Raw genomic sequence first — 20,538 nt, 5'->3', positions numbered from 1 at the left:
CAATGAAAGTTTTTGAAGCCCTAAAATGGGCTTCTTCTTGTTTAAAAGAAGCGCAAAGAGATGAAAATGCTGGTGAGATGTTGTTGCTTCATCACCTTGGCATGACTCGAACTTACCTACTTGCTTCATTGCAAGAAGAAGTCCCAACGGAAATCATGCAAAAATTTCAGCATGATGTTAAAAAACATGTAGCTGGGATACCAGTACAATATCTCATTGGTTCGGAAGAGTTCTATGGAAGAACGTTTCAAGTAAATCAGGAAGTGCTTATACCGCGTCCGGAAACTGAAGAGCTTGTATTAGGCTTAATTGATCGTATGAAACAAAAGTTTGGACACGCTCCAATTCAGGCTGTTGATATTGGAACAGGTAGTGGTGCAATAGGTGTTACACTTGCTTTAGAAGTTCCAACGATAAAAATGACGTGCACAGATATTGCAGAAGAATCGCTAGCAATAGCCAAAGAAAATGCTAAACGCTTGGGTGCGAAGGTTCAATTTTTACATGGAGATTTATTAAAGCCTTTTATTGAGGCATCTCAGCGATTTGATGTTGTCGTGTCTAACCCTCCATACATTCCTGATAGTGACGAACTATCAACCGTTGTGAAGGACTATGAGCCTAATCGAGCTCTTTTTGGTGGTCAAGACGGTTTGAATTTCTATCGACGTTTTATGGAAGAGCTCCCGCTTGTTATTAACAAACAGGGAATTATTGCATTTGAAGTAGGGTTTGGACAAGCTGATGCAGTATCAGATATGTTAAAAAAGCAGTTCCCTAATGCAAAAGTTGAAGTTGTTTTTGATATCAATGGAAAAGATCGAATGGTATTTGCTTCTTTATAAAAATAATAGATTTTAATAAGTTGCTAGTTTAGGATAGAAAATCATTGTCCATACTATCTTGTGAAGGGATGGTGGACATAATGAAAAAACAAGCAATTATTTATTTTCTTTTACTTATTATTGGAGCGAATATCCAAATTCTATATACAAATCAAAAGGTCGAGGCTACTGAGCCGATGGTTATTCCAGATGAAGCAATTCGTTTACGTATTCTTGCAAATAGCGATAGTAAGAAAGACCAGCATGTAAAACGATTAATTAGAGATGAAGTAAATGCACAAATTACTACATGGGTTCAAGAGTTAACGTCAGTGGAAGATGCAAGAGATGTAATTAAAAGCAACTTACCCACATTAGAAGCGATTGCTAAGAAAGTTATGAAAGAACAAGGTATGGATCAGATTATACACGTTGATTTTGGAAAGGTGAGCTTTCCAACCAAGCTATATGGTCAATTGCTTTATCCAGCTGGTGAATATGAAGCAGTTTTAATTACGTTAGGTGAAGGTGAAGGAGCAAACTGGTGGTGCGTACTGTTTCCACCTATGTGCTTTTTAGATTTCTCAAACGGGGAAGCTATTGAATCACCAATGCCTGAAGAAGAGCAGCCTGTGGAAAAGAAAGAAATGATAAAAGCGGTAGCTGAAGAAGTAGAGAAAGTAGATGCTAATCACACTGACCATTCAAACCTTGTTGCATCAACTTCAAATCTGGCACAAGAAGTAGCTGTAAAAGAAGCGAGAAAAGAAAAGCAGCAGGAGCAGTCTAGTAAAAAAGTACAGGAGAAAGAAGAAGAAGTAGAAGTGAAATTCTTTATTGTAGAACTAGCTTCATCTTTATTCAAATGATAGAAAATAAAAGTATATAGTTCTATTTGTTTCTCATATTTCATAGTTTTGTTACTAGAAACTAAAATGAGGTGATGAGAAATGAAGGAACAATTGAAGTTAGCAGAAGTGAAAGATTGTGGGCGAATTCAATCATTCTTAACAAAAGCAGGTATTAGTTCAGAAGGTGTAGCAGAAAGCATTCATCATTTTGTTATTATGGAAGATGAGAATGACGAGCTGTTAGCAACTGTTGGATTTGAAAAAGATGGAGAGTATGGGTTATTACGTTCTCTTGTTGTTTCACCTTCCCTCATGCGATCGGACATTCTATTGTTATTCAAAAGCATTGTACAGCTAGCTAAAAAAAATGATGTTCATCAATTATATTTAGTGACGAACAAGGCTTCGTCCGTACAGTTTTTTTCAATGATGAATTTTCAGCAAATCAGTTACGAAAATTTGCCAGATGGCTTGAAGTATCATTCTTATCTACGAAATCTTTCAAGCTTAGAGCAAGTATATGTAATGACTTATCAAGATTGAATTTCACACATGTGGATAAAGATCATCCACAAAGTTATTAATAAACAAACAAGCTTTATCCACATTTTGTGGATAAAGCTTGTTTGTTGCAACCGTCTATTGATAAAATAAATTAAAATCTTGTATAAATAGTAGGTAATAGAGATGTTTTTACCTATATATAGTTGTACCAATAGGAGTGAATGAAATGAACACAAAAATCTGGTCTGTGGATAAAGAAATGAAAAATCAAGATAGTTATCCACAGATAGAAGAAGCATCTTTGTTGTTAAGAAACCAAGAAGTCGTTGCGTTTCCTACAGAAACAGTCTATGGGTTAGGGGCAGATGCAACCTCTGAACAGGCTGTGGATAAAATTTTCAAAGCGAAAGGTCGTCCGAGTGATAACCCGCTTATTGTACACATTGGTGACGTGGAACAGTTAGATAGTATTGTAGCCGAGGTGTCAGAAACAGCTCGGGAAATAATGCAAGCTTTTTGGCCAGGACCTATTACGCTCATTTTTCCTAAAAAAGGATTTGTAGCAGAGAACGTTACGGCAGGTTTGGATAGCGTTGCCGTCCGAATGCCTTCGCATCCCGTAGCTCTAGCTTTATTAAAAAAAGCAAGTGTACCAGTAGCTGCACCAAGTGCAAACCTATCCGGAAAGCCAAGTCCAACAAGTGCTCAGCATGTTATGAACGATTTGGAAGGTAGAATTAGTGGAATTGTTGATGGTGGAACGACCGGAGTTGGTCTAGAATCTACGGTACTGGATTGTACGGAAGACATCCCAGTCATTTTACGTCCTGGTGGCGTTACAAAAGAACAATTAGAAGCTTTAATTGGAGAAGTAAGGGTAGACCAAGCTCTTAAAGATGAAAAGGAAGCGCCAAAATCTCCAGGAATGAAGTATACACATTATGCTCCTAATGCGCCGCTCATCATTGTGAAAGGTTCAGAGAAATTTTTACAGGAGCAAGTTGAGTATTTTCAAAAACAAGGAAAGAAAGTTGGAGTTTTAACAACCCATGAAAATAAAAACTCTTATCATGCAGATCAGATTTTAACTTGCGGCTATCGAGATAAGTTAGAAACGGTTGCGAGTGAACTTTATCATGTTTTACGTTCTTTTAACGACTATGACGTAGACGTTATTTTAAGTGAAAGCTTTCCTGAGCATGGAGTAGGTCAGGCTTTAATGAATCGGTTAGTGAAAGCGGCTGGTCATCAGTTTATTGTTCAATAATTTTAGATTCATCTTCTAAACCATTTCGTGCGTGCATAAGGTGAAATAGGCACGTCCGAGGAGGTTGAAGATGGATATTTCAGGATTAATTAGTGAACTGATTACATTAGTTATTATGGCATTTGCGTTAGGAATGGACGCCTTTTCGGTCGGACTTGGAATGGGTCTAGTCCGTTTACGCTTTCGCCAAATTTTTTACATCGGAGTAATAATAGGTCTTTTCCATATATGGATGCCCCTTTTGGGTATGTTTATTGGAAAACTGTTGTCTGATAAGCTGGGAATGTTAGCTACATATGGTGGAGGCGTATTACTTCTCATATTAGGAATACAAATGATTTACTCATCCTTCAAGCGTGACGAAGAGCCGTTTATTAAACCTGTAGGATGGGGATTAATGATCTTTGCATTGAGCGTTAGCTTAGATAGTTTTTCTGTGGGCTTAAGCCTTGGGATTTTTGGAGCAAGAACATTTTTAACAATTATGATTTTCGGCGTAGTAAGTATGCTGTTAACATGGTTAGGTCTTTTGCTTGGAAGACGTGTTCAAGGTTGGTTAGGTTCGTACAGTGAAGCGCTAGGGGGAAGCATTCTCCTTGCATTTGGAATCAAGCTTCTTTTTCAATTATAAATAGCTTATTAATTTAATACTCTAAAAAAGCAAGCTCTATTAGCATAGAGCTTGCTTTTTTATGCTTACATTTAATGAAAAGTATCATAGGTCATGGGTGTTGAACTCTTCTATCTATTAAGGATAAAATAAAGGCAATGTAAAAAGGGATTATTAGTAGTAAGATAAGGAGAGATTTTAGATTGAAAAAAGTCTTATTTGTTTGTACAGGAAATACATGTCGAAGTCCTATGGCGGCAGCTTGGTTAAGCAGTCAAAAAAAGCGTGGAATAGAAGTAAAATCAGCTGGTTTATTTGCAATGGACGGTCAACCGATTTCTGCGCATGCAGCAGCAGTTTTAGCGCAGCAAGGTATTGATTCATCGCATACATCATCTAGTATTACAAGAGAAATGTTAGATTGGGCAACTCATATTTTTACTATGACAAGTAGTCATAAACAGATGCTGGCAAACCAAGCTCCAGATACTATAGACAAGCTGTTTACGCTAAAAGAATTTGTAGGTGAAAATGGAGACGTTGTCGACCCTTACGGAGGCGATTTATCTGTTTACCAAATGACATTTGAAGAAATGCAGCAGCTTATTAATCGAGCTATTAAAAAATTAGAAAATTAAAAATGCTAGCTATAAAAGTTACTTTTAATAGCTTATAAGGAGGATCCATTATGAAAGTAGCGATTGCATCAGATCACGGTGGTATAAATATTCGAAAAGAAATTATGCAGTTAATGGAAGAACTAAATGTTGAGTATGTTGACTTAGGCTGTGAGTGCAGTGATTCAGTAGATTATCCAGACTATGCAATTCCAGTTGCTGAAAAAGTAGCAGGTGGAGAGGTTGATAAAGGAATTCTAATTTGTGGAACAGGAATTGGAATGAGTATTGCTGCGAATAAAGTAAAAGGTGTTCGCTGTGCACTTGTCCACGATATGTTTAGCGCAAGGGCGACCAGAGAACATAATGACACAAATGTACTAGCGATGGGTGAGCGTGTGATTGGCCCAGGTTTAGCTAGAGATATTGCTAAGATATGGTTAACAACGGATTTTGAAGGCGGACGTCATGAGAATCGTGTCAACAAAATTAAAGCATATGAAAAGTAAATGATGTAAAGGAGGCGCTTTAGAATGTCTAATGCTCAAGATTGGGCTCGGGAATTAGAAGTTGTGCTAGCAGATTTTTCACAACAGGTAACACTTCAGCAAGATAGTTTGTTTGTAGTTGGTTGCAGTACAAGTGAAGTTGTTGGAGAGCGAATCGGAACATCAGGAACTGAAGAAGCAGCTGAGGTAATCTATGGTAAGCTTCAAGAGTTTGCAAAGGAAAAAGGCATCGATTTAGCGTTTCAATGCTGTGAACATTTAAATCGAGCGCTGGTGGTAGAACGAAAAACTGCGTTAAAGCAAAACTTAGATCTTGTAACGGTTATCCCAGTTCGAAAAGCAGGTGGAGCAATGGCTACGTACGCATATCATCATTTCAATGACCCTGTTATTGTTGAATTTATTAAAGCCGATGCAGGTATTGATATTGGGGATACGTTTATTGGTATGCACTTAAAGCATGTGGCTGTTCCTGTTAGGTGTTCCCTTAAACAAATTGGTCAAGCGCACATGACTATTGCTTATACTCGACCAAAACTAATTGGTGGACCTAGAGCTATTTACGAACGATTGTAAATAAATATATTAATATAATGCACATTTTTTGTTTTTTATTCTAAATAAACCATGTTACAATGTAGATGAATTAATAAAAAACGAACATTGTTCATACGAAACGAAACGAGGAGAGGATTTCGATGGAGAAAAAGTTAGTGCAGCAAGATCCAGCAGTTTATAATGCAATTCAAGATGAATTAGGGCGTCAACGCACAAAAATTGAGTTAATTGCATCAGAAAACTTCGTTACAACGGCAGTAATGGAAGCTCAAGGTTCTGTACTTACAAATAAATATGCAGAAGGTTATCCAGCAAAGCGTTATTATGGTGGCTGCGAGCACGTAGACGTAGTGGAAGACTTAGCTCGTGACCGTGCAAAAGAAATCTTTGGTGCGGAGCATGTGAACGTTCAACCTCACTCAGGTGCTCAAGCAAACATGGCTGTATACTTTACAATTTTAGAGACAGGAGATACGGTTCTTGGTATGAACTTATCTCACGGTGGACATTTAACGCACGGTAGTCCGGTAAACTTTAGCGGTGTGCAGTACAATTTCATTGAATATGGTGTAGATGCAGACACACATCGTATTAACTATGAAGATGTATTAGAAAAAGCACGCACTCATAAACCAAAGCTGATCGTTGCTGGTGCTAGTGCGTACCCTCGTGAAATTGACTTTAAGAAATTCCGTGAAATTGCAGATGAAGTGGGAGCATATTTAATGGTAGACATGGCTCACATTGCTGGACTTGTAGCAGCTGGCCTTCATCCAAACCCGGTTCCACATGCTCATTTCGTTACAACAACTACGCATAAAACATTACGCGGGCCACGTGGTGGAATGATTTTATGTAAAGAAGAATTTGCAAAAGCAATTGATAAATCAATCTTTCCTGGAATCCAAGGTGGACCATTAATGCACGTTATTGCTGCTAAAGCAGTAGCGTTCGGTGAAGCGTTACAAGCTGAATTTAAGCAGTATGCACAAAATATCATCGACAATGCAAATCGCTTAGCAGAAGGGCTAACAAAAGAAGGCTTTAAGTTAGTTTCTGGCGGTACAGATAACCACCTCGTTCTAATTGATGTAAGTTCAATGGGATTAACGGGTAAAGTTGCTGAAAAAGCGTTAGATGAAGTTGGAATTACAACGAATAAAAACACGATTCCTTACGACCAACAAAGTCCATTTGTAACAAGTGGAATTCGTATCGGAACAGCTGCTGTGACAACTCGTGGATTCGGTGCTGAAGAAATGGATGAAATTGCTGCTATCATTGGCTTAACACTAAAGAATATTGATAATGAAGAAAAGTTAGCGGAAGCAACAGCTCGTGTAGAAGCATTAACAAGCAAGTTTGAAATGTATGCATCTTTATAATCTATAAGAAATAGTAAAATGCGAAAAGAAAAGGTGGGGATTTACCCAGCTTTTCTTTTTGTGTCAACGTTTCAAGATGAATGATGTGGTTACACTATTGTTATAGAAAAATATCTATTTTTGGATTAAGCTTGAACTCAAAAATAATTTTCTGTAAAATAGATGCAATGCTTAAGTTATGTTAACGTTATCGTTTTTTTTAAAAAGTAGGTACCATTCAAGCGCTTGAATGGTATTTCAATGTGGACATTTTTAAATTCAAAGGAGAGATTTCAGTGGGCAAAGTATACGTATTCGATCATCCTCTTATTCAACACAAATTAACATACATACGTGATGTAAAAACGGGAACAAAAGAATTCCGTGAGTTAGTAGACGAAGTAGCAAGCTTAATGGCTTTTGAAGCAACTCGTGATTTACCTTTACAAGATGTGGAAATTGAAACGCCAGTATGCAAAACGACTTCAAAAGTAATCGCTGGTAAAAAACTAGGGATTGTACCAATTTTACGTGCAGGTATCGGAATGGTTGATGGTTTCTTAAAATTAATGCCGGCAGCAAAAGTAGGGCATGTTGGCCTGTACCGTGATCCAGAAACACTTCAACCAGTGGAATACTATGTTAAATTACCAAATGATGTAGAAGAGCGTGATTTTATTGTTGTAGATCCGATGCTTGCAACGGGTGGTTCAGCAGTAGAAGCTATTAATTCATTGAAAAAGCGTGGCGCAAAAAACATTAAATTTATGTGCTTAATCGCTTCTCCAGAAGGAGTAGAAATCGTAAAAGAAGCACATCCAGATGTTGATATTTATATCGCAGCTTTAGATGAAAAATTAAATGACCATGGTTATATCGTTCCAGGTTTAGGAGATGCGGGAGACCGTTTATTTGGTACAAAATAATTTCTCAGATACGGGTGATAAATAATGAAGCAACCAGTTAAAGTAATGACGATATTTGGTACTAGACCGGAAGCTATTAAAATGGCGCCACTTGTTCTTGAGCTAAAGAAGCGTCCCAAGGAATTTGAAGCAATTGTGACCGTTACTGCTCAGCACCGTCAAATGCTGGATCAAGTGCTATCCATTTTTGATATCGAACCAGATTATGACTTAAATATTATGAAAGACCGTCAAACATTAATGGATGTAACAACTAGAGGATTAGAAGGTTTAAACGATGTGATGCAAAAAGTAAAGCCGGATATTGTGTTGGTTCATGGAGATACAACAACAACATTTATTGCTGGACTAGCAGCGTTTTATAACCAAATTCCTGTAGGCCATGTAGAAGCAGGTCTTCGCACATGGAATAAATATTCACCTTATCCTGAAGAGATGAATCGCCAGTTGACGGGTGTACTAGCAGATTTACACTTTGCTCCAACAACGAAGTCTTCTGTTAATTTGAAAACAGAAAACAAGAATGAAGAAAACATTTTTGTGACAGGAAACACAGCTATTGATGCGCTAAAAACAACTGTAAAAGATTCGTATGAGCATGAAGTCTTACGTAATCTTGGCAGCGATCGCCTTATCTTATTAACCGCTCACCGTCGTGAAAATTTAGGTGAGCCAATGAAAAATATGTTTAGAGCGGTAAAGCGTATTGTAACTGAACATGATGACGTACAAGTTGTCTATCCTGTGCATCTAAATCCTGTTGTACGTGAAACAGCTAATGATATATTGGGCGATGATGATCGCATTCATCTTATCGAACCGTTAGATGTAATCGACTTCCATAACTTTGCGAATCGAGCACACCTCATTTTAACGGATTCCGGTGGCGTTCAGGAGGAAGCACCTTCTCTTGGTGTACCCGTATTAGTATTGCGTGATACAACGGAGCGTCCAGAGGGCATTGAAGCAGGAACGTTAAAATTAGCTGGCACAGAAGAAGAAACTATTTACAACTTAGCTAAAGAGTTATTAATCGACAAAGCTGTTTATGAAACAATGTCTAAAGCATCTAATCCTTACGGAGACGGCCATGCCTCTGAGCGTATTTGCGATGCGATTAGCTACTACTTTAAACATCGTGAAGAAAGACCTGAAGAATTTAAGCCACTATAAAAAATAAATCTAACACCTCTCACATGAATGCGGTCTCTTTGTGACACGCTATGTAGAGAGGTGTTTTTATGTGGAAAATAACCATTTTATTACTGTCAATGTTTGGAATAAACAGCACAAGCACGTACGGTGAAAGTGTAGAGTTTCCAGATATTCAATCATTTGAAAAACAGGTGCAAAAAACATACATTCTCATGCTGAACGAGCAGAATGTAGCGATTGCCAAACAAGAAATAAAAAAAAAGTATCCAAATGTGAGCATTAACCACGAGTTTCGGGAGGTATTTACAGGGCTATCCGTATCGGGGACTTTATATGACTTACAAAGACTTCGAGAAGAACCTTATATTGATAGTTCGCATGCTTCTGTTTCGTATCATGCAAAAAATGAAGGAAGTGTATCCTACATTGGCAGTGAAAAGGTAAGGGGCATGTTTGATAAGAAAAACCAGCGCTTGACGGGTCGAGGGATAAAGGTTGGAATAATTGATACTGGAATTGACTTTAATCATCCTGATTTAAAGTCAAATTATCGAGGTGGCTATGACGTTGTGGACCAAGATTATTCTCCAATGGAAACAGTAAGCAAGCAAGGAGAACCTACGCTTCATGGTACCCATGTGGCCGGTATTATAGGAGCAAACGGGAAGATGCGCGGAGTAGCACCCGAAGCTGAAATTTATGCCTACCGAGCCCTAGGTCCGGGTGGGTCTGGCTCGTCTGAAAATGTTATTCTAGCTGTTGAAAAAGCAATTCAAGATGGGGTCGATGTCATTAACTTATCGTTAGGAAATGACATTAATGGTCCAGATTTACCTACAAGCTTAGCGTTAAATAAAGCTGTTGAAAAAGGGATCGTAGCAGTAACTTCTAGCGGTAATTCAGGGCCTGGTTTGTGGACCGTAGGCTCTCCTGGAACGGCTCAACAAGCTATTTCGGTTGGTGCTTCAGTTTCTCCGACACGTATTCCATTTATAAAAATGGAAAAGTTATCACAGCAAATTTCTCTATCTCCTTTACCAAATGCCGCGAAGTGGGATATTGATCAGACAATTGTATTAACGGACGCAGGAAGCGGAAGGGAAGTAGCAGATGTTGGAAACAAAGTTGTCCTTATGAAAACAGGAGAAATCTCTCTGTCTAAAAAAATCAGTAAAGCTGAAAAAGCTGGAGCTAAAGCTGTAATTGTATACCATGCTATTAATGGAGTGGTAGACGAGAGTGTAAGTGAATCGTTTTCAATTCCAGTAGTTATGGTTTCGAGTGATGTAGGAGAATCCATAAAGAAAGAAATTCAAAAAGGGAACGCGTATGCATTCGCTTCTATGAAAACTGTAGAAGACATCATTACTCCTTTTAGCTCCAGAGGTCCAGTTACGAGCACTTGGGATATCAAACCTGATGTGGTAGCACCAGGTTACCAAATTAGGAGTACGGTACCGAACGGGTATGAGCCTTTAAATGGAACAAGCATGGCAGCACCTCACGTAGCGGGAGCCTGTGCGTTACTTTTACAGGCTCACCCCAATTGGTCTCCAGAACAAGTAAAAGCGGCACTTATGAGTACGGCAAAGCCAATTCGTAACTTAAAGGGTGAGCTCTATCACTCGTATGAACAAGGAGCAGGAAGAATTCAAGTGGAACGTGCTGTAAAGGCAACAACGCTGTTATCACCTAGCACGCTGTCGTTTGGAGTTTTTGAAGGACAAAGTAACAAAAGGATTAAAATGCGTATTTTTAATGAGGCGAATTACAAAAACGTTTATCATGTTACGCCTCCAACAAAAACGTTTGGAGAAATTTGGAGAGTACCGCTTTCTTTCACATTGAAGCCGAAAGAAACGAAGACCATTGCAGTTGATCTTCAGGTAAACAGCCATCAAAAGAAAAAAGGCATATATGATGGGCGTTTAGAAATTCGTGATTCACGTGAAACAATATCAATACCCTATTTGTATATGGTTGAAAAGCCAAATTATCCTCGTGTTATGGGACTACAGGCCGTACAGGGAAGTGACGAAAAAACGTATCTATACGAATTGTTTTTGCCTGAAGGAGCAGATGAATTTGGCATTGCTGTTTATGACATAGACACCCTTCGGTTTGTCTCTTATTTAGATGTAGATAAAAAACTAGAAAGAGGGATGTTAAAACGGAAAATTCAGCTGCAGGAAGAGTTGCCCAAAGGTGAGTATAAAGTGTTCGCATACGCTAAAAAAGATGGTAAAACAGAGGTAGCAAACGCAGGGCTAGTAATTGATTAAAAGGGCGTAAAACCAAGGTTTTACGCCCTTTTACATTGGTCTTATTTAAATATGAAATATGTGTGGCAAAAATGTGAACATCCCTTTTTAGATTGTGAAGTTTTTAGCTTAAACACATTGACATTAAATATGCGCTATTGTATGCTAACAATGGATATAAATGATAAGGTTTTCAACACTTGAAAATCAAGGTTCGCTTGTGTTTTTGACTAACTGTTTTTAACTTTTTTGGTGATTTATACATAAGCTCGCATATTTTTAGAGTAGAGTATGTAGATTTTTTTGAAAAAAAAGAATTTACCAAAAAGGGGTTTTCTAAATGACTAAGCAAAAACGGCATTCATTACAAGCGATTGCATTGATGTCCACCATTCTTTCTCAGTTAGCAGGTTCCGTATTAATCGGTCTATTTGGTGGCAAATGGATTGATGGAAAAGTTGGGACTGAGCCACTTTTTTTAGTTTTAGGCCTTCTTTTAGGGCTTGCAGTTGGCGTCTATGCCATGCTGCGCACAGTCCGACAATTTTTTTCAGGAGATTAATAATCCATGCAAGAATTGCAACATTTATTTCCAAGACTTCGATCCTACATATTTTATTTACTAGCACTATACGTTCTCGGATTGGGATTTACTCCTTATCAAACCGTGTTTTTAGGCCTGATTTTAGGTACAGCACTCAGTTTGTATAACCTTTGGGTTTTAGTAAGAAGGGCTAAACAGTTTGGACAAGCGCTGGATGAAGGAAAACGACCTCGTTCAGTAGGAACATTTGCAAGGTTTGCAACCGCTGCTCTAGCAGTTGTAATTACAATCTCTTATCCAAATACTTTTCATATTATTGGTGTAGTTATGGGATTAATGACATCCTATCTTGTCATTATCATAGATTTAGTTGTTCAAAATATACGCAGGAGATGGGAAGAGAGGTGAATATAGTTGGGTCATGAATCACCAACTCAAGATTTCTTTGGTCTTACGTTTAATCTCAGTAACATGTTGATGATTACCGTGGCGTCAGTCATTGTGTTTTTAATTGCAGTTTTATGTACTCGTACTTTAGCAATGAAGCCTACAGGTATGCAAAACTTCCTGGAATGGGTATTAGACTTTGTGAAAGGCCTCATTAACAGCACAATGGATTGGAAGACGGGTGGTCGTTTCTTAACATTAGGTGTAACGCTACTAATGTATATCTTTGTCGCCAATATGTTAGGATTACCATTTGCCGTTGTTGTCGATCACGAATTATGGTGGAAATCACCGACTGCTGATCCGACGATTACATTGACTCTAGCAGCAATGGTCGTTGTCTTATCACATTATTATGGTATTAAGATGAAGGGATTTGCAGAATATGGTCGAGATTACTTCAAACCAATGCCTTTTCTATTCCCATTAAAGATTATTGAAGAGTTTGCAAATACGCTAACGCTTGGTCTACGTCTTTTCGGGAATATCTATGCAGGAGAAATTCTGTTAACTTTATTAGCAGGGCTTGCTACAAGTGGTACTGCTCTTGGATTATTTGGGGCAGTTGTGCCAACATTGGCATGGCAAGGCTTCAGTATTTTCGTAGGTGCAATTCAAGCTTTTATCTTTACAATGTTAACAATGGTTTACCTGGCACACAAAGTGAGTCAAGACCATTAATTTATAAAACCTTCGCTCAAGCTTTACCCGTTTTGAGCGAGTTTAAAACATGTTGAAAAAATTCTATTTCACTAAGGGAGGACTTTATAAAATGGGTTTATTAGCAGCTGCAATTGCAATTGGTTTAGCGGCACTAGGTGCTGGTATCGGTAACGGTCTTATCGTATCAAAAACAGTAGAAGGTATCGCTCGCCAACCAGAAGCACGTGGTACATTAACAACGACAATGTTCATCGGGGTTGCATTAGTAGAGGCGATTCCTATTATCGCTGTAGTAATCGCGTTCATGGTTCAAGGTCAATAATCAGTAACTTAAAACGTTTAAAAGTGGCGAAGATCATTCGAAAAGAACCTTCGCCATTGCTTTATGTCTTTAATGAGCAAAATCATAGATGTTAAGTCTTTGAAGGGAGTGAAGCAGCCGTGTCAAATACGTTTGTATTAGGAGCATCAGGCTTTAACGGTGGAGATATTTTATTCCAATTAGTAATGTTCCTTATCTTGCTAGCATTGTTACGTAAGTTCGCGTTTGGTCCAGTAATGGGTATCATGAAACAGCGTGAAGAGCATATTGCAAGTGAAATTGATTCAGCTGAACAGCAGAATCAACAAGCACAGAAGCTTGTTGAGGAGCAGCGCGAGCTGTTAAAACAGTCTCGTGAAGAGGTTCAAGTTTTAATGGAAAACGCAAGAAAATCTGCTGAAGAGAAAAAAGAAGAAATTGTTGCTGCTGCGCGTGAAGAGTCTGAGCGTTTAAAAGCATTAGCAAAACAAGAAATTCAGCAAGAAAAAGATCAAGCAGTTACTGCACTTCGTGAGCAAGTTGCATCATTATCTGTATTAATCGCGTCGAAAGTGATTGAAAAAGAATTGTCAGAGCAAGATCAAGAGAAATTGATCAATGAGTACATTCAAGAAGTAGGGGATGTACGATGAGTCAGTCGGCAGTCGCGAAGCGTTATGCATTAGCTCTTTTTCAATTAGCTTCTGAAAAGCAATCAATCGATGCTTTACAAGAAGAGTTAGACGTAGTGGAAGCAGTTTTCGCTCAAAACGATGATTTAATTGAAGTGTTAACGCATCCAAAAATTTCAACCAACCGAAAAAAAGACTTAGTTCGCCAAACGTTTTCAACGTTGACAGAAACGGTTCAAAATACGCTCCTTTTATTATTAGATCGTCATCGCATCCAAGTAGTAGGGGAGATTACTCGTGAGTATCGTGCTCTTGCAAATGAAGCACGAGGTGTAGCTGCAGCTACAGTATACTCTGTAAAAGCATTATCTTCAGATGAAGAGCGTGCTATTTCTGAAACATTTGCACCAAAAGTAGGAAAGCATTCATTATATATTTCAAATGTAATCGATAAGAGCCTAATCGGCGGCGTGAAGCTTCGCATCGGCAACCGTATTTATGACGGAAGTATTTCCGGAAAATTAGAATCGGTACATCGCGAACTTCTTGCACATAGATCGTAGATAGGGGTGAAATTCATGAGCATCAAAGCTGAAGAAATTAGTGCGCTGATAAAACAGCAAATTGAAAACTATCAGTCTGAGATTAAAGTGAGTGATGTAGGTACTGTTATCCAAGTTGGGGATGGTATCGCACGTGCTCATGGCCTCGACAATGTCATGGCTGGAGAGTTAGTTGAATTTTCAAATGGTGTCATGGGTATGGCACAAAACTTAGAGGAAAACAATGTCGGTATCGTTATCTTAGGACCTTACACTGGAATTCGTGAAGGGGATGAGGTACGTCGTACAGGAAGAATCATGGAAGTTCCTGTAGGGGAACAATTAATTGGTCGTGTTGTAAACTCATTAGGTCAACCTGTAGACGGCTTAGGCCCAATTGGAACAACAAAAACACGTCCAATTGAAAGCCAAGCTCCTGGCGTTATGGATCGTAAATCTGTACATGAGCCACTTCAAACAGGTATTAAAGCGATTGACGCTCTTGTACCAATTGGTCGAGGTCAGCGTGAGCTTATCATTGGTGACCGCCAAACAGGTAAAACATCTGTAGCAATTGATACAATTTTAAATCAAAAAGACCAAGATATGGTTTGTATTTACGTAGCTATTGGGCAAAAAGAGTCAACAGTACGTAACGTAGTAGAGACATTGCGTAAGCATGGAGCGCTTGATTACACAATTGTTGTAACAGCATCTGCTTCTCAACCAGCACCAATGCTGTTCTTAGCACCTTATGCTGGTGTAACAATGGGTGAAGAGTTCATGTATAACGGCAAACACGTACTTGTTATCTATGATGATTTAACAAAACAAGCATCTGCATACCGTGAACTTTCATTATTACTTCGTCGTCCTCCAGGTCGTGAAGCATATCCAGGGGATGTATTCTACTTACATTCTCGTTTATTAGAGCGTGCTGCAAAATTATCAGACGCTAAAGGTGGAGGGTCATTAACAGCTCTTCCATTTATCGAAACACAAGCAGGAGACGTATCTGCTTATATTCCAACAAACGTAATCTCGATTACGGATGGACAGATTTTCTTGCAGTCTGACTTATTCTTCTCAGGTGTACGCCCAGCGATTAACGCAGGTCTTTCAGTATCACGTGTAGGTGGATCAGCTCAGATTAAAGCGATGAAGAAAGTAGCTGGAACGCTGCGTTTGGATTTAGCATCTTATCGTGAGCTTGAATCATTTGCTCAGTTTGGATCAGACCTTGACCAAGCTACACAAGCCAAGCTTAACCGTGGTGCACGTACAGTAGAAGTATTAAAACAAGGCTTACACAAGCCGCTTCGTGTAGAAAAACAAGTAGCGATTTTATATGCGTTAACAAAAGGCTTCTTAGATGATGTGCCAGTTGCTGATATCACTCGTTTCGAAGATGAGTACTTAGCATGGTTAGATTCAAATCGTAAAGAAGTTCTTGAAACAATTCGTACAACTGGTGGACTGCCTGAAGATGGTGCATTTGAGTCTGCTCTTGAAGTGTTCAAGAAAACATTTGTAGCATCTGAGTAATCGTTAATTTTGTCAAAATGGTATGTTAAGACAAGCTTTTATTAAGGTAAAGGTGAACTTATGTTCACCTTTCATACCACGTGATCTTCTAAAACAAGGTGGTGAAACCTGTGGCATCATTACGTGATATACAAACGAGAATTACATCAACGAAAAAAACGAGTCAAATTACAAAAGCAATGGAAATGGTTTCAGCTGCAAAGTTAAACCGTGCCGAGCAGAACGCTAAGTCTTTTGTTCCTTATATGGAAAAGATTCAAGAAGTAGTTGCAAGCGTAGCAGGAGGCAGTAAAGGCGCTGCACATCCAATGTTAACGGCTCGTCCTATTAAGAAAACGGGATACATTGTCATTACTTCGGATCGTGGCTTAGCGGGAGCTTATAATAGTAACGTTTTGCGTGCTGTCTCACAAGCAATTGAAAAACGTCATACATCTCCAGATGAGTATGGTGTAATTGCAATTGGGAAAGTCGGGCGTGACTTCTTTATAAAGCGTGGTATTCCAGTGTTTTTAGAAATTACTGGTTTATCCGACCAACCATCTTTTGCTGATATTCAAGGAATTACTTCGCAAACGGTGCATATGTTTGCGGACGGTACATTTGATGAATTGTATTTGTACTATAATCATTTTATTAATACAATCTCTCAAGAAGTAACGGAAAAGAAGCTGTTGCCGTTAGCTGACTTAGCTCCAACAGGAAAGCTTGTATCCTATGAATTCGAGCCTTCTCAAGAAGAGATATTAGAAGTGCTATTGCCGCAATATGCAGAAAGCCTTATTTATGGTGGCTTACTGGATGGAAAAGCAAGTGAGCACGCAGCGCGTATGACAGCGATGAAAAATGCAACGGATAATGCAAAAGACCTTATTAATAATCTTACCCTATCATATAACCGTGCTCGTCAAGCAGCAATCACGCAAGAAATTACGGAGATTGTTGGTGGAGCAGCGGCTCTAGAATAGAAATAAGACTTGAAAAGCAAGTTAGGAGGGAACACGATGGCAAAAGGACGCGTTACTCAAATCATGGGTCCAGTTGTAGACGTAAAGTTTGACAGCGGACACCTTCCAGCAATCTATAACGCCCTTAAAATTTCTCATAAACCTGTTAGTGAAAGTGAAGTAGCAATCGAATTAACATTAGAAGTTGCGATTCACTTAGGTGATAATACAGTTCGTGCAGTAGCAATGTCTTCAACTGATGGATTAGTTCGTGGACTAGAAGTAGAAGATACAGGAGCACCAATTTCTGTACCAGTTGGTGATGTAACTTTAGGTCGTGTGTTTAACGTATTAGGTGAGCATATCGATTTAGATGGACCAATCAGTGCGGGAGTTCGTCGTGATCCCATTCACCGCGAAGCACCAAAATTTGAAAATTTATCTACACAAGCTGAAATTCTCGAAACAGGAATTAAAGTAGTTGACCTTTTAGCTCCTTATATTAAAGGTGGTAAAATCGGTTTGTTCGGTGGAGCCGGTGTAGGTAAAACTGTACTTATCCAAGAGTTAATCAATAACATCGCACAAGAGCACGGCGGTATCTCAGTATTCGCAGGTGTAGGTGAACGTACTCGTGAGGGGAACGATCTATACCACGAAATGACAGATTCTGGCGTTATTAAAAAGACGGCGATGGTATTTGGTCAAATGAACGAACCACCTGGAGCACGTCAACGTGTTGCATTAACTGGTTTAACAATGGCTGAATATTTCCGTGATGAGCAAGGACAAGACGTTCTGTTCTTTATCGACAACATCTTCCGCTTTACACAAGCCGGTTCAGAAGTATCAGCCCTACTTGGTCGTATGCCTTCAGCGGTAGGTTACCAACCTACACTAGCAACGGAAATGGGTCAATTGCAAGAGCGTATCACATCTACGAGCGTTGGTTCTGTAACATCAATCCAAGCGATTTATGTACCAGCCGATGACTATACGGATCCAGCTCCTGCAACGACGTTTGCTCACTTAGATGCAACAACTAACCTAGAGCGTAAGCTATCTGAAATGGGTATTTACCCAGCGGTAGATCCATTAGCTTCGACTTCTCGTGCGCTTTCTCCTGAAATCGTAGGTGAAGAGCATTATAATGTTGCACGTCAAGTTCAGCAAACATTACAGCGCTATAAAGAATTACAAGATATTATTGCAATCCTAGGTATGGACGAGTTATCTGATGAAGATAAACTTGTTGTCCAACGTGCTCGTCGTGTTCAATTCTTCTTATCTCAAAACTTCCACGTTGCGGAGCAATTTACTGGTCAGAAAGGTTCATATGTACCAGTTAAAGAAACGGTTCAAGGATTTAAAGAAATCCTTGAAGGTAAATATGATCATTTACCAGAAGATGCTTTCCGTCTAGTAGGACGTATTGAAGAAGTAGTTGAAAAAGCGAAAAGCATGGGAGTAGAAGTATAATATAGGGACATAGGAGGTTTTTTGAATGAAGACAATCCATGTCAGTGTAGTCACTCCTGATGGCCCAGTTTACGATTCGGAAGTGGAAATGGTCAGTGCCAAAGCCCAAAGTGGTGAACTCGGTATCTTACATGGACATATTCCGATGGTAGCTCCATTACAAATTGGAGCCGTCCGCTTGAAAAAAGGAAGCAGCAGTGATGAAGTTGTAGCTGTTAGTGGAGGCTTTCTTGAAGTAAGACCTGACAAAGTAACAATCTTAGCACAGGCAGCAGAAACGTCAGATATGATTGATGTTTCTCGTGCAGAAGAAGCAAAAAATAGAGCGGAAACACGACTGCAAAGCAAGCAGGATGACGTTGATTTTAAACGTGCTGAGTTAGCTTTAAAGCGTGCTTTAAATCGCATAGAAGTTACTAAACAGAAAATGTAATAACAAAGAGACTGAGACATAAGTAGTTCAGCCTCTACTATACCTGAACGATTGAGAGTTCATAACTTTTAATCGTTCAGGTTTTTCTGGTTGATTGTGAAAACAATGTTGGAAACAGGGTGGAATGGAGCGTAGGACACTCGACTCCTGCGGGAAAGAGAGGGAAAACTGAGATCCCGCAGCGCAGCGAGGAAGCTCAGGTTCCTCCCCGCGGAAAGCTAGTGGCCGTAGCGCAATGGAACGAACGTGTTCAGACAAATCAAAGAGATAGGAACAGCTAGTGTTCGTCTTTTAGAAGCCATCATTTTGTTATGTCCCAAACTCTTTTTATATAAACAAGAGGGTTAATTTAGTTAAAATATGTAAATTAAGTTATATAGAGGTAAATCTTTGCACATTGCGCTCGACTGTGATTAAATGAGATAGTGGCTCTTCTTTGTTGTTTATCATTATGCTAAGGAGGTGTGATCATGCTAATTGGTGGTATTGGTCCGCAGGCGCTATTAGCGATGGTTTCTCACCTTATTTTTATTGTAATTACATGGTATGCGCTTCAAGGTTTTCAGATTGAGAAATTAATGAAGCCAAATCGTGTAGTACAAGCAAGAATCATGTTAATCTTGCTTACCATTACAATCGCGTCCACGGTTAGTAATTTCTTTTTGGATTACTTATTCTGGTCGCAGCGAATTCCTTCCTTATTTCAATAGAAAATAGTTCTTCCCTCTTAAAAGGCTGTCTAAAAATGACGACGAAACAGGTGTATTCATCTGGTTAATTTGGACAGGCTGATAGTAAGAAGAGGGAGTGAGGAAATGGGAAAAAAAATTAGTGTCTTTTTGGCTATTTTCATTGTAGGTGTAATCGTATATTATGGAAGTTACGTGACCAATGCACAAGCTTCAAATTCAACGCTTGAAAAAATGGTTAACGTCTTAAATAAAGAAGCTGTAGAGATGAAAGAATGGTCATTGTATGCACGTGAAGAAGCTACAGACGTTACTAGTCTAGTAAACTTCCAAATGAAATCAAAACAGCTTCAAACTAAATATAAAGGTTTTAAATGGGACATTAAAAGGGAAAACGGTGTATGGAAAGCTAAAGGTACAAGACAAGCGGGATCTGTGAAAGAATTGATTATGTTAACCTATACGGGAGATAAAAAAAGCACAGGTGGATATATCTCATATGAGTTAATAGGACAAGAATTCACGACTCAAAATGTCAGCGATGCCGAGGGGATTTTTAAAGACAATTATGAGAAACTTTTCCTAACAAATCCATTAATTTTCTCTTGTATAAAAGGTGAAATAAATGATAAGATGAAAAGTGTTTTGTCTTTACAAGTCAAGCAATTACTAACAGCATTCAATGCCCAGCAGATTGAATCGCTAATGGAAGAGTCATTTGTATCAGTATCAGCATATACTGGACTGTGGGAAGAAGCTCTTTCAAGTCAACAACAGGAAATGAACTTACAAATTGCATTACGCAAGACAGGAATGGGCGGCCAAACAACCCTGGTTGTTGGCACACCTATTATTACGTCTGAATATTAA

The 20,538-nt window shown here is 38.9% G+C and carries 25 protein-coding genes; all 25 read left to right on the top strand.

Annotation, left to right across the window (positions count from 1 at the left end; translation table 11 throughout):
- The first annotated feature begins 2 nt into the window (after positions 1-2).
- The 25 genes from prmC (at position 3) to AS180_RS05645 (ending at position 20,538) form a co-directional block, all read left to right on the top strand.
- Positions 3-845, top strand: a complete 843-nt coding sequence (gene prmC, locus AS180_RS05760; protein ID WP_025908742.1) for a peptide chain release factor N(5)-glutamine methyltransferase — start codon at positions 3-5, stop codon at positions 843-845.
- An 80-nt stretch (positions 846-925) separates the two neighbouring features.
- Positions 926-1,693: a stage II sporulation protein R gene (spoIIR, locus tag AS180_RS05755; protein WP_062686535.1), complete on the top strand. Its 768-nt coding sequence runs from the start codon at positions 926-928 to the stop codon at positions 1,691-1,693.
- A gap of 81 nt (positions 1,694-1,774) precedes the next feature.
- Positions 1,775-2,218, top strand: a complete 444-nt coding sequence (locus AS180_RS05750) for a GNAT family N-acetyltransferase (RefSeq protein WP_025908744.1) — start codon at positions 1,775-1,777, stop codon at positions 2,216-2,218.
- A gap of 187 nt (positions 2,219-2,405) precedes the next feature.
- Positions 2,406-3,446: an L-threonylcarbamoyladenylate synthase gene (locus AS180_RS05745; RefSeq protein ID WP_025908745.1), complete on the top strand. Its 1,041-nt coding sequence runs from the start codon at positions 2,406-2,408 to the stop codon at positions 3,444-3,446.
- Between the two features lie 70 nt (positions 3,447-3,516).
- On the top strand, positions 3,517-4,077 hold the full coding sequence (locus tag AS180_RS05740; RefSeq protein ID WP_035320296.1) for a manganese efflux pump MntP: 561 nt from the start codon (positions 3,517-3,519) through the stop codon (positions 4,075-4,077).
- Positions 4,078-4,259: 182 nt separating this feature from the next.
- Entirely contained in the window at positions 4,260-4,694 is a 435-nt protein-coding gene (locus tag AS180_RS05735) for a low molecular weight protein arginine phosphatase (RefSeq protein WP_025908747.1), read from the top strand.
- Between the two features lie 50 nt (positions 4,695-4,744).
- Positions 4,745-5,182 carry a ribose 5-phosphate isomerase B gene (gene rpiB, locus AS180_RS05730; protein WP_025908748.1) on the top strand — a complete coding sequence of 146 codons (438 nt, stop codon included), beginning with the start codon at positions 4,745-4,747 and terminating at the stop codon, positions 5,180-5,182.
- A 24-nt stretch (positions 5,183-5,206) separates the two neighbouring features.
- Entirely contained in the window at positions 5,207-5,758 is a 552-nt protein-coding gene (locus AS180_RS05725) for a TIGR01440 family protein (RefSeq protein WP_025908749.1), read from the top strand.
- Positions 5,759-5,880: 122 nt separating this feature from the next.
- Positions 5,881-7,125, top strand: coding sequence for a serine hydroxymethyltransferase (locus AS180_RS05720; protein WP_025908750.1), 1,245 nt, complete (start codon positions 5,881-5,883; stop codon positions 7,123-7,125).
- Positions 7,126-7,400: 275 nt separating this feature from the next.
- Positions 7,401-8,030 carry a uracil phosphoribosyltransferase gene (upp, locus tag AS180_RS05715; RefSeq protein ID WP_025908751.1) on the top strand — a complete coding sequence of 210 codons (630 nt, stop codon included), beginning with the start codon at positions 7,401-7,403 and terminating at the stop codon, positions 8,028-8,030.
- Between the two features lie 24 nt (positions 8,031-8,054).
- Entirely contained in the window at positions 8,055-9,203 is a 1,149-nt protein-coding gene (wecB, locus tag AS180_RS05710; protein ID WP_025908752.1) for a non-hydrolyzing UDP-N-acetylglucosamine 2-epimerase, read from the top strand.
- A gap of 68 nt (positions 9,204-9,271) precedes the next feature.
- Positions 9,272-11,467 carry a S8 family serine peptidase gene (locus AS180_RS05705; RefSeq protein ID WP_025908753.1) on the top strand — a complete coding sequence of 732 codons (2,196 nt, stop codon included), beginning with the start codon at positions 9,272-9,274 and terminating at the stop codon, positions 11,465-11,467.
- Positions 11,468-11,786: 319 nt separating this feature from the next.
- Complete coding sequence (locus AS180_RS05700; protein ID WP_025908754.1) at positions 11,787-12,008, top strand: AtpZ/AtpI family protein; 222 nt, start codon at positions 11,787-11,789, stop codon at positions 12,006-12,008.
- A 6-nt stretch (positions 12,009-12,014) separates the two neighbouring features.
- Positions 12,015-12,398: an ATP synthase subunit I gene (locus AS180_RS05695; RefSeq protein ID WP_062686534.1), complete on the top strand. Its 384-nt coding sequence runs from the start codon at positions 12,015-12,017 to the stop codon at positions 12,396-12,398.
- 6 nt (positions 12,399-12,404) lie between these two features.
- Positions 12,405-13,118: a F0F1 ATP synthase subunit A gene (gene atpB / locus AS180_RS05690; protein WP_025908756.1), complete on the top strand. Its 714-nt coding sequence runs from the start codon at positions 12,405-12,407 to the stop codon at positions 13,116-13,118.
- A gap of 91 nt (positions 13,119-13,209) precedes the next feature.
- Positions 13,210-13,422, top strand: coding sequence for a F0F1 ATP synthase subunit C (gene atpE, locus AS180_RS05685; protein WP_025908757.1), 213 nt, complete (start codon positions 13,210-13,212; stop codon positions 13,420-13,422).
- 119 nt (positions 13,423-13,541) lie between these two features.
- A complete protein-coding gene (atpF, locus tag AS180_RS05680; RefSeq protein ID WP_025908758.1) occupies positions 13,542-14,054 on the top strand; it encodes a F0F1 ATP synthase subunit B in 513 nt (170 codons plus the stop codon).
- Positions 14,051-14,596 carry a F0F1 ATP synthase subunit delta gene (locus tag AS180_RS05675; protein WP_025908759.1) on the top strand — a complete coding sequence of 182 codons (546 nt, stop codon included), beginning with the start codon at positions 14,051-14,053 and terminating at the stop codon, positions 14,594-14,596. The genes atpF and AS180_RS05675 overlap by 4 nt, the downstream gene beginning before the upstream one ends.
- Positions 14,597-14,611: 15 nt before the next feature.
- On the top strand, positions 14,612-16,120 hold the full coding sequence (atpA, locus tag AS180_RS05670; RefSeq protein ID WP_025908760.1) for a F0F1 ATP synthase subunit alpha: 1,509 nt from the start codon (positions 14,612-14,614) through the stop codon (positions 16,118-16,120).
- A gap of 110 nt (positions 16,121-16,230) precedes the next feature.
- Complete coding sequence (locus AS180_RS05665; protein WP_061785834.1) at positions 16,231-17,088, top strand: F0F1 ATP synthase subunit gamma; 858 nt, start codon at positions 16,231-16,233, stop codon at positions 17,086-17,088.
- 36 nt (positions 17,089-17,124) lie between these two features.
- Complete coding sequence (gene atpD / locus AS180_RS05660) at positions 17,125-18,546, top strand: F0F1 ATP synthase subunit beta (protein WP_025908762.1); 1,422 nt, start codon at positions 17,125-17,127, stop codon at positions 18,544-18,546.
- Positions 18,547-18,571: 25 nt separating this feature from the next.
- Positions 18,572-18,979, top strand: coding sequence for a F0F1 ATP synthase subunit epsilon (locus tag AS180_RS05655; RefSeq protein WP_025908763.1), 408 nt, complete (start codon positions 18,572-18,574; stop codon positions 18,977-18,979).
- 119 nt (positions 18,980-19,098) lie between these two features.
- Entirely contained in the window at positions 19,099-19,260 is a 162-nt protein-coding gene (locus AS180_RS22325; protein WP_156413453.1) for a hypothetical protein, read from the top strand.
- A 189-nt stretch (positions 19,261-19,449) separates the two neighbouring features.
- Positions 19,450-19,689 carry a DUF1146 family protein gene (locus tag AS180_RS05650; protein ID WP_025908764.1) on the top strand — a complete coding sequence of 80 codons (240 nt, stop codon included), beginning with the start codon at positions 19,450-19,452 and terminating at the stop codon, positions 19,687-19,689.
- A 105-nt stretch (positions 19,690-19,794) separates the two neighbouring features.
- Positions 19,795-20,538: a YwmB family TATA-box binding protein gene (locus AS180_RS05645; protein ID WP_025908765.1), complete on the top strand. Its 744-nt coding sequence runs from the start codon at positions 19,795-19,797 to the stop codon at positions 20,536-20,538.

This window comes from Priestia veravalensis (assembly GCF_001457055.1).
Lineage (GTDB): Bacteria > Bacillota > Bacilli > Bacillales > Bacillaceae_H > Priestia > Priestia flexa.
The sequence above is the reverse complement of the archived record's forward strand: the minus strand, read 5'-3'. Positions and strand labels throughout refer to the sequence as shown.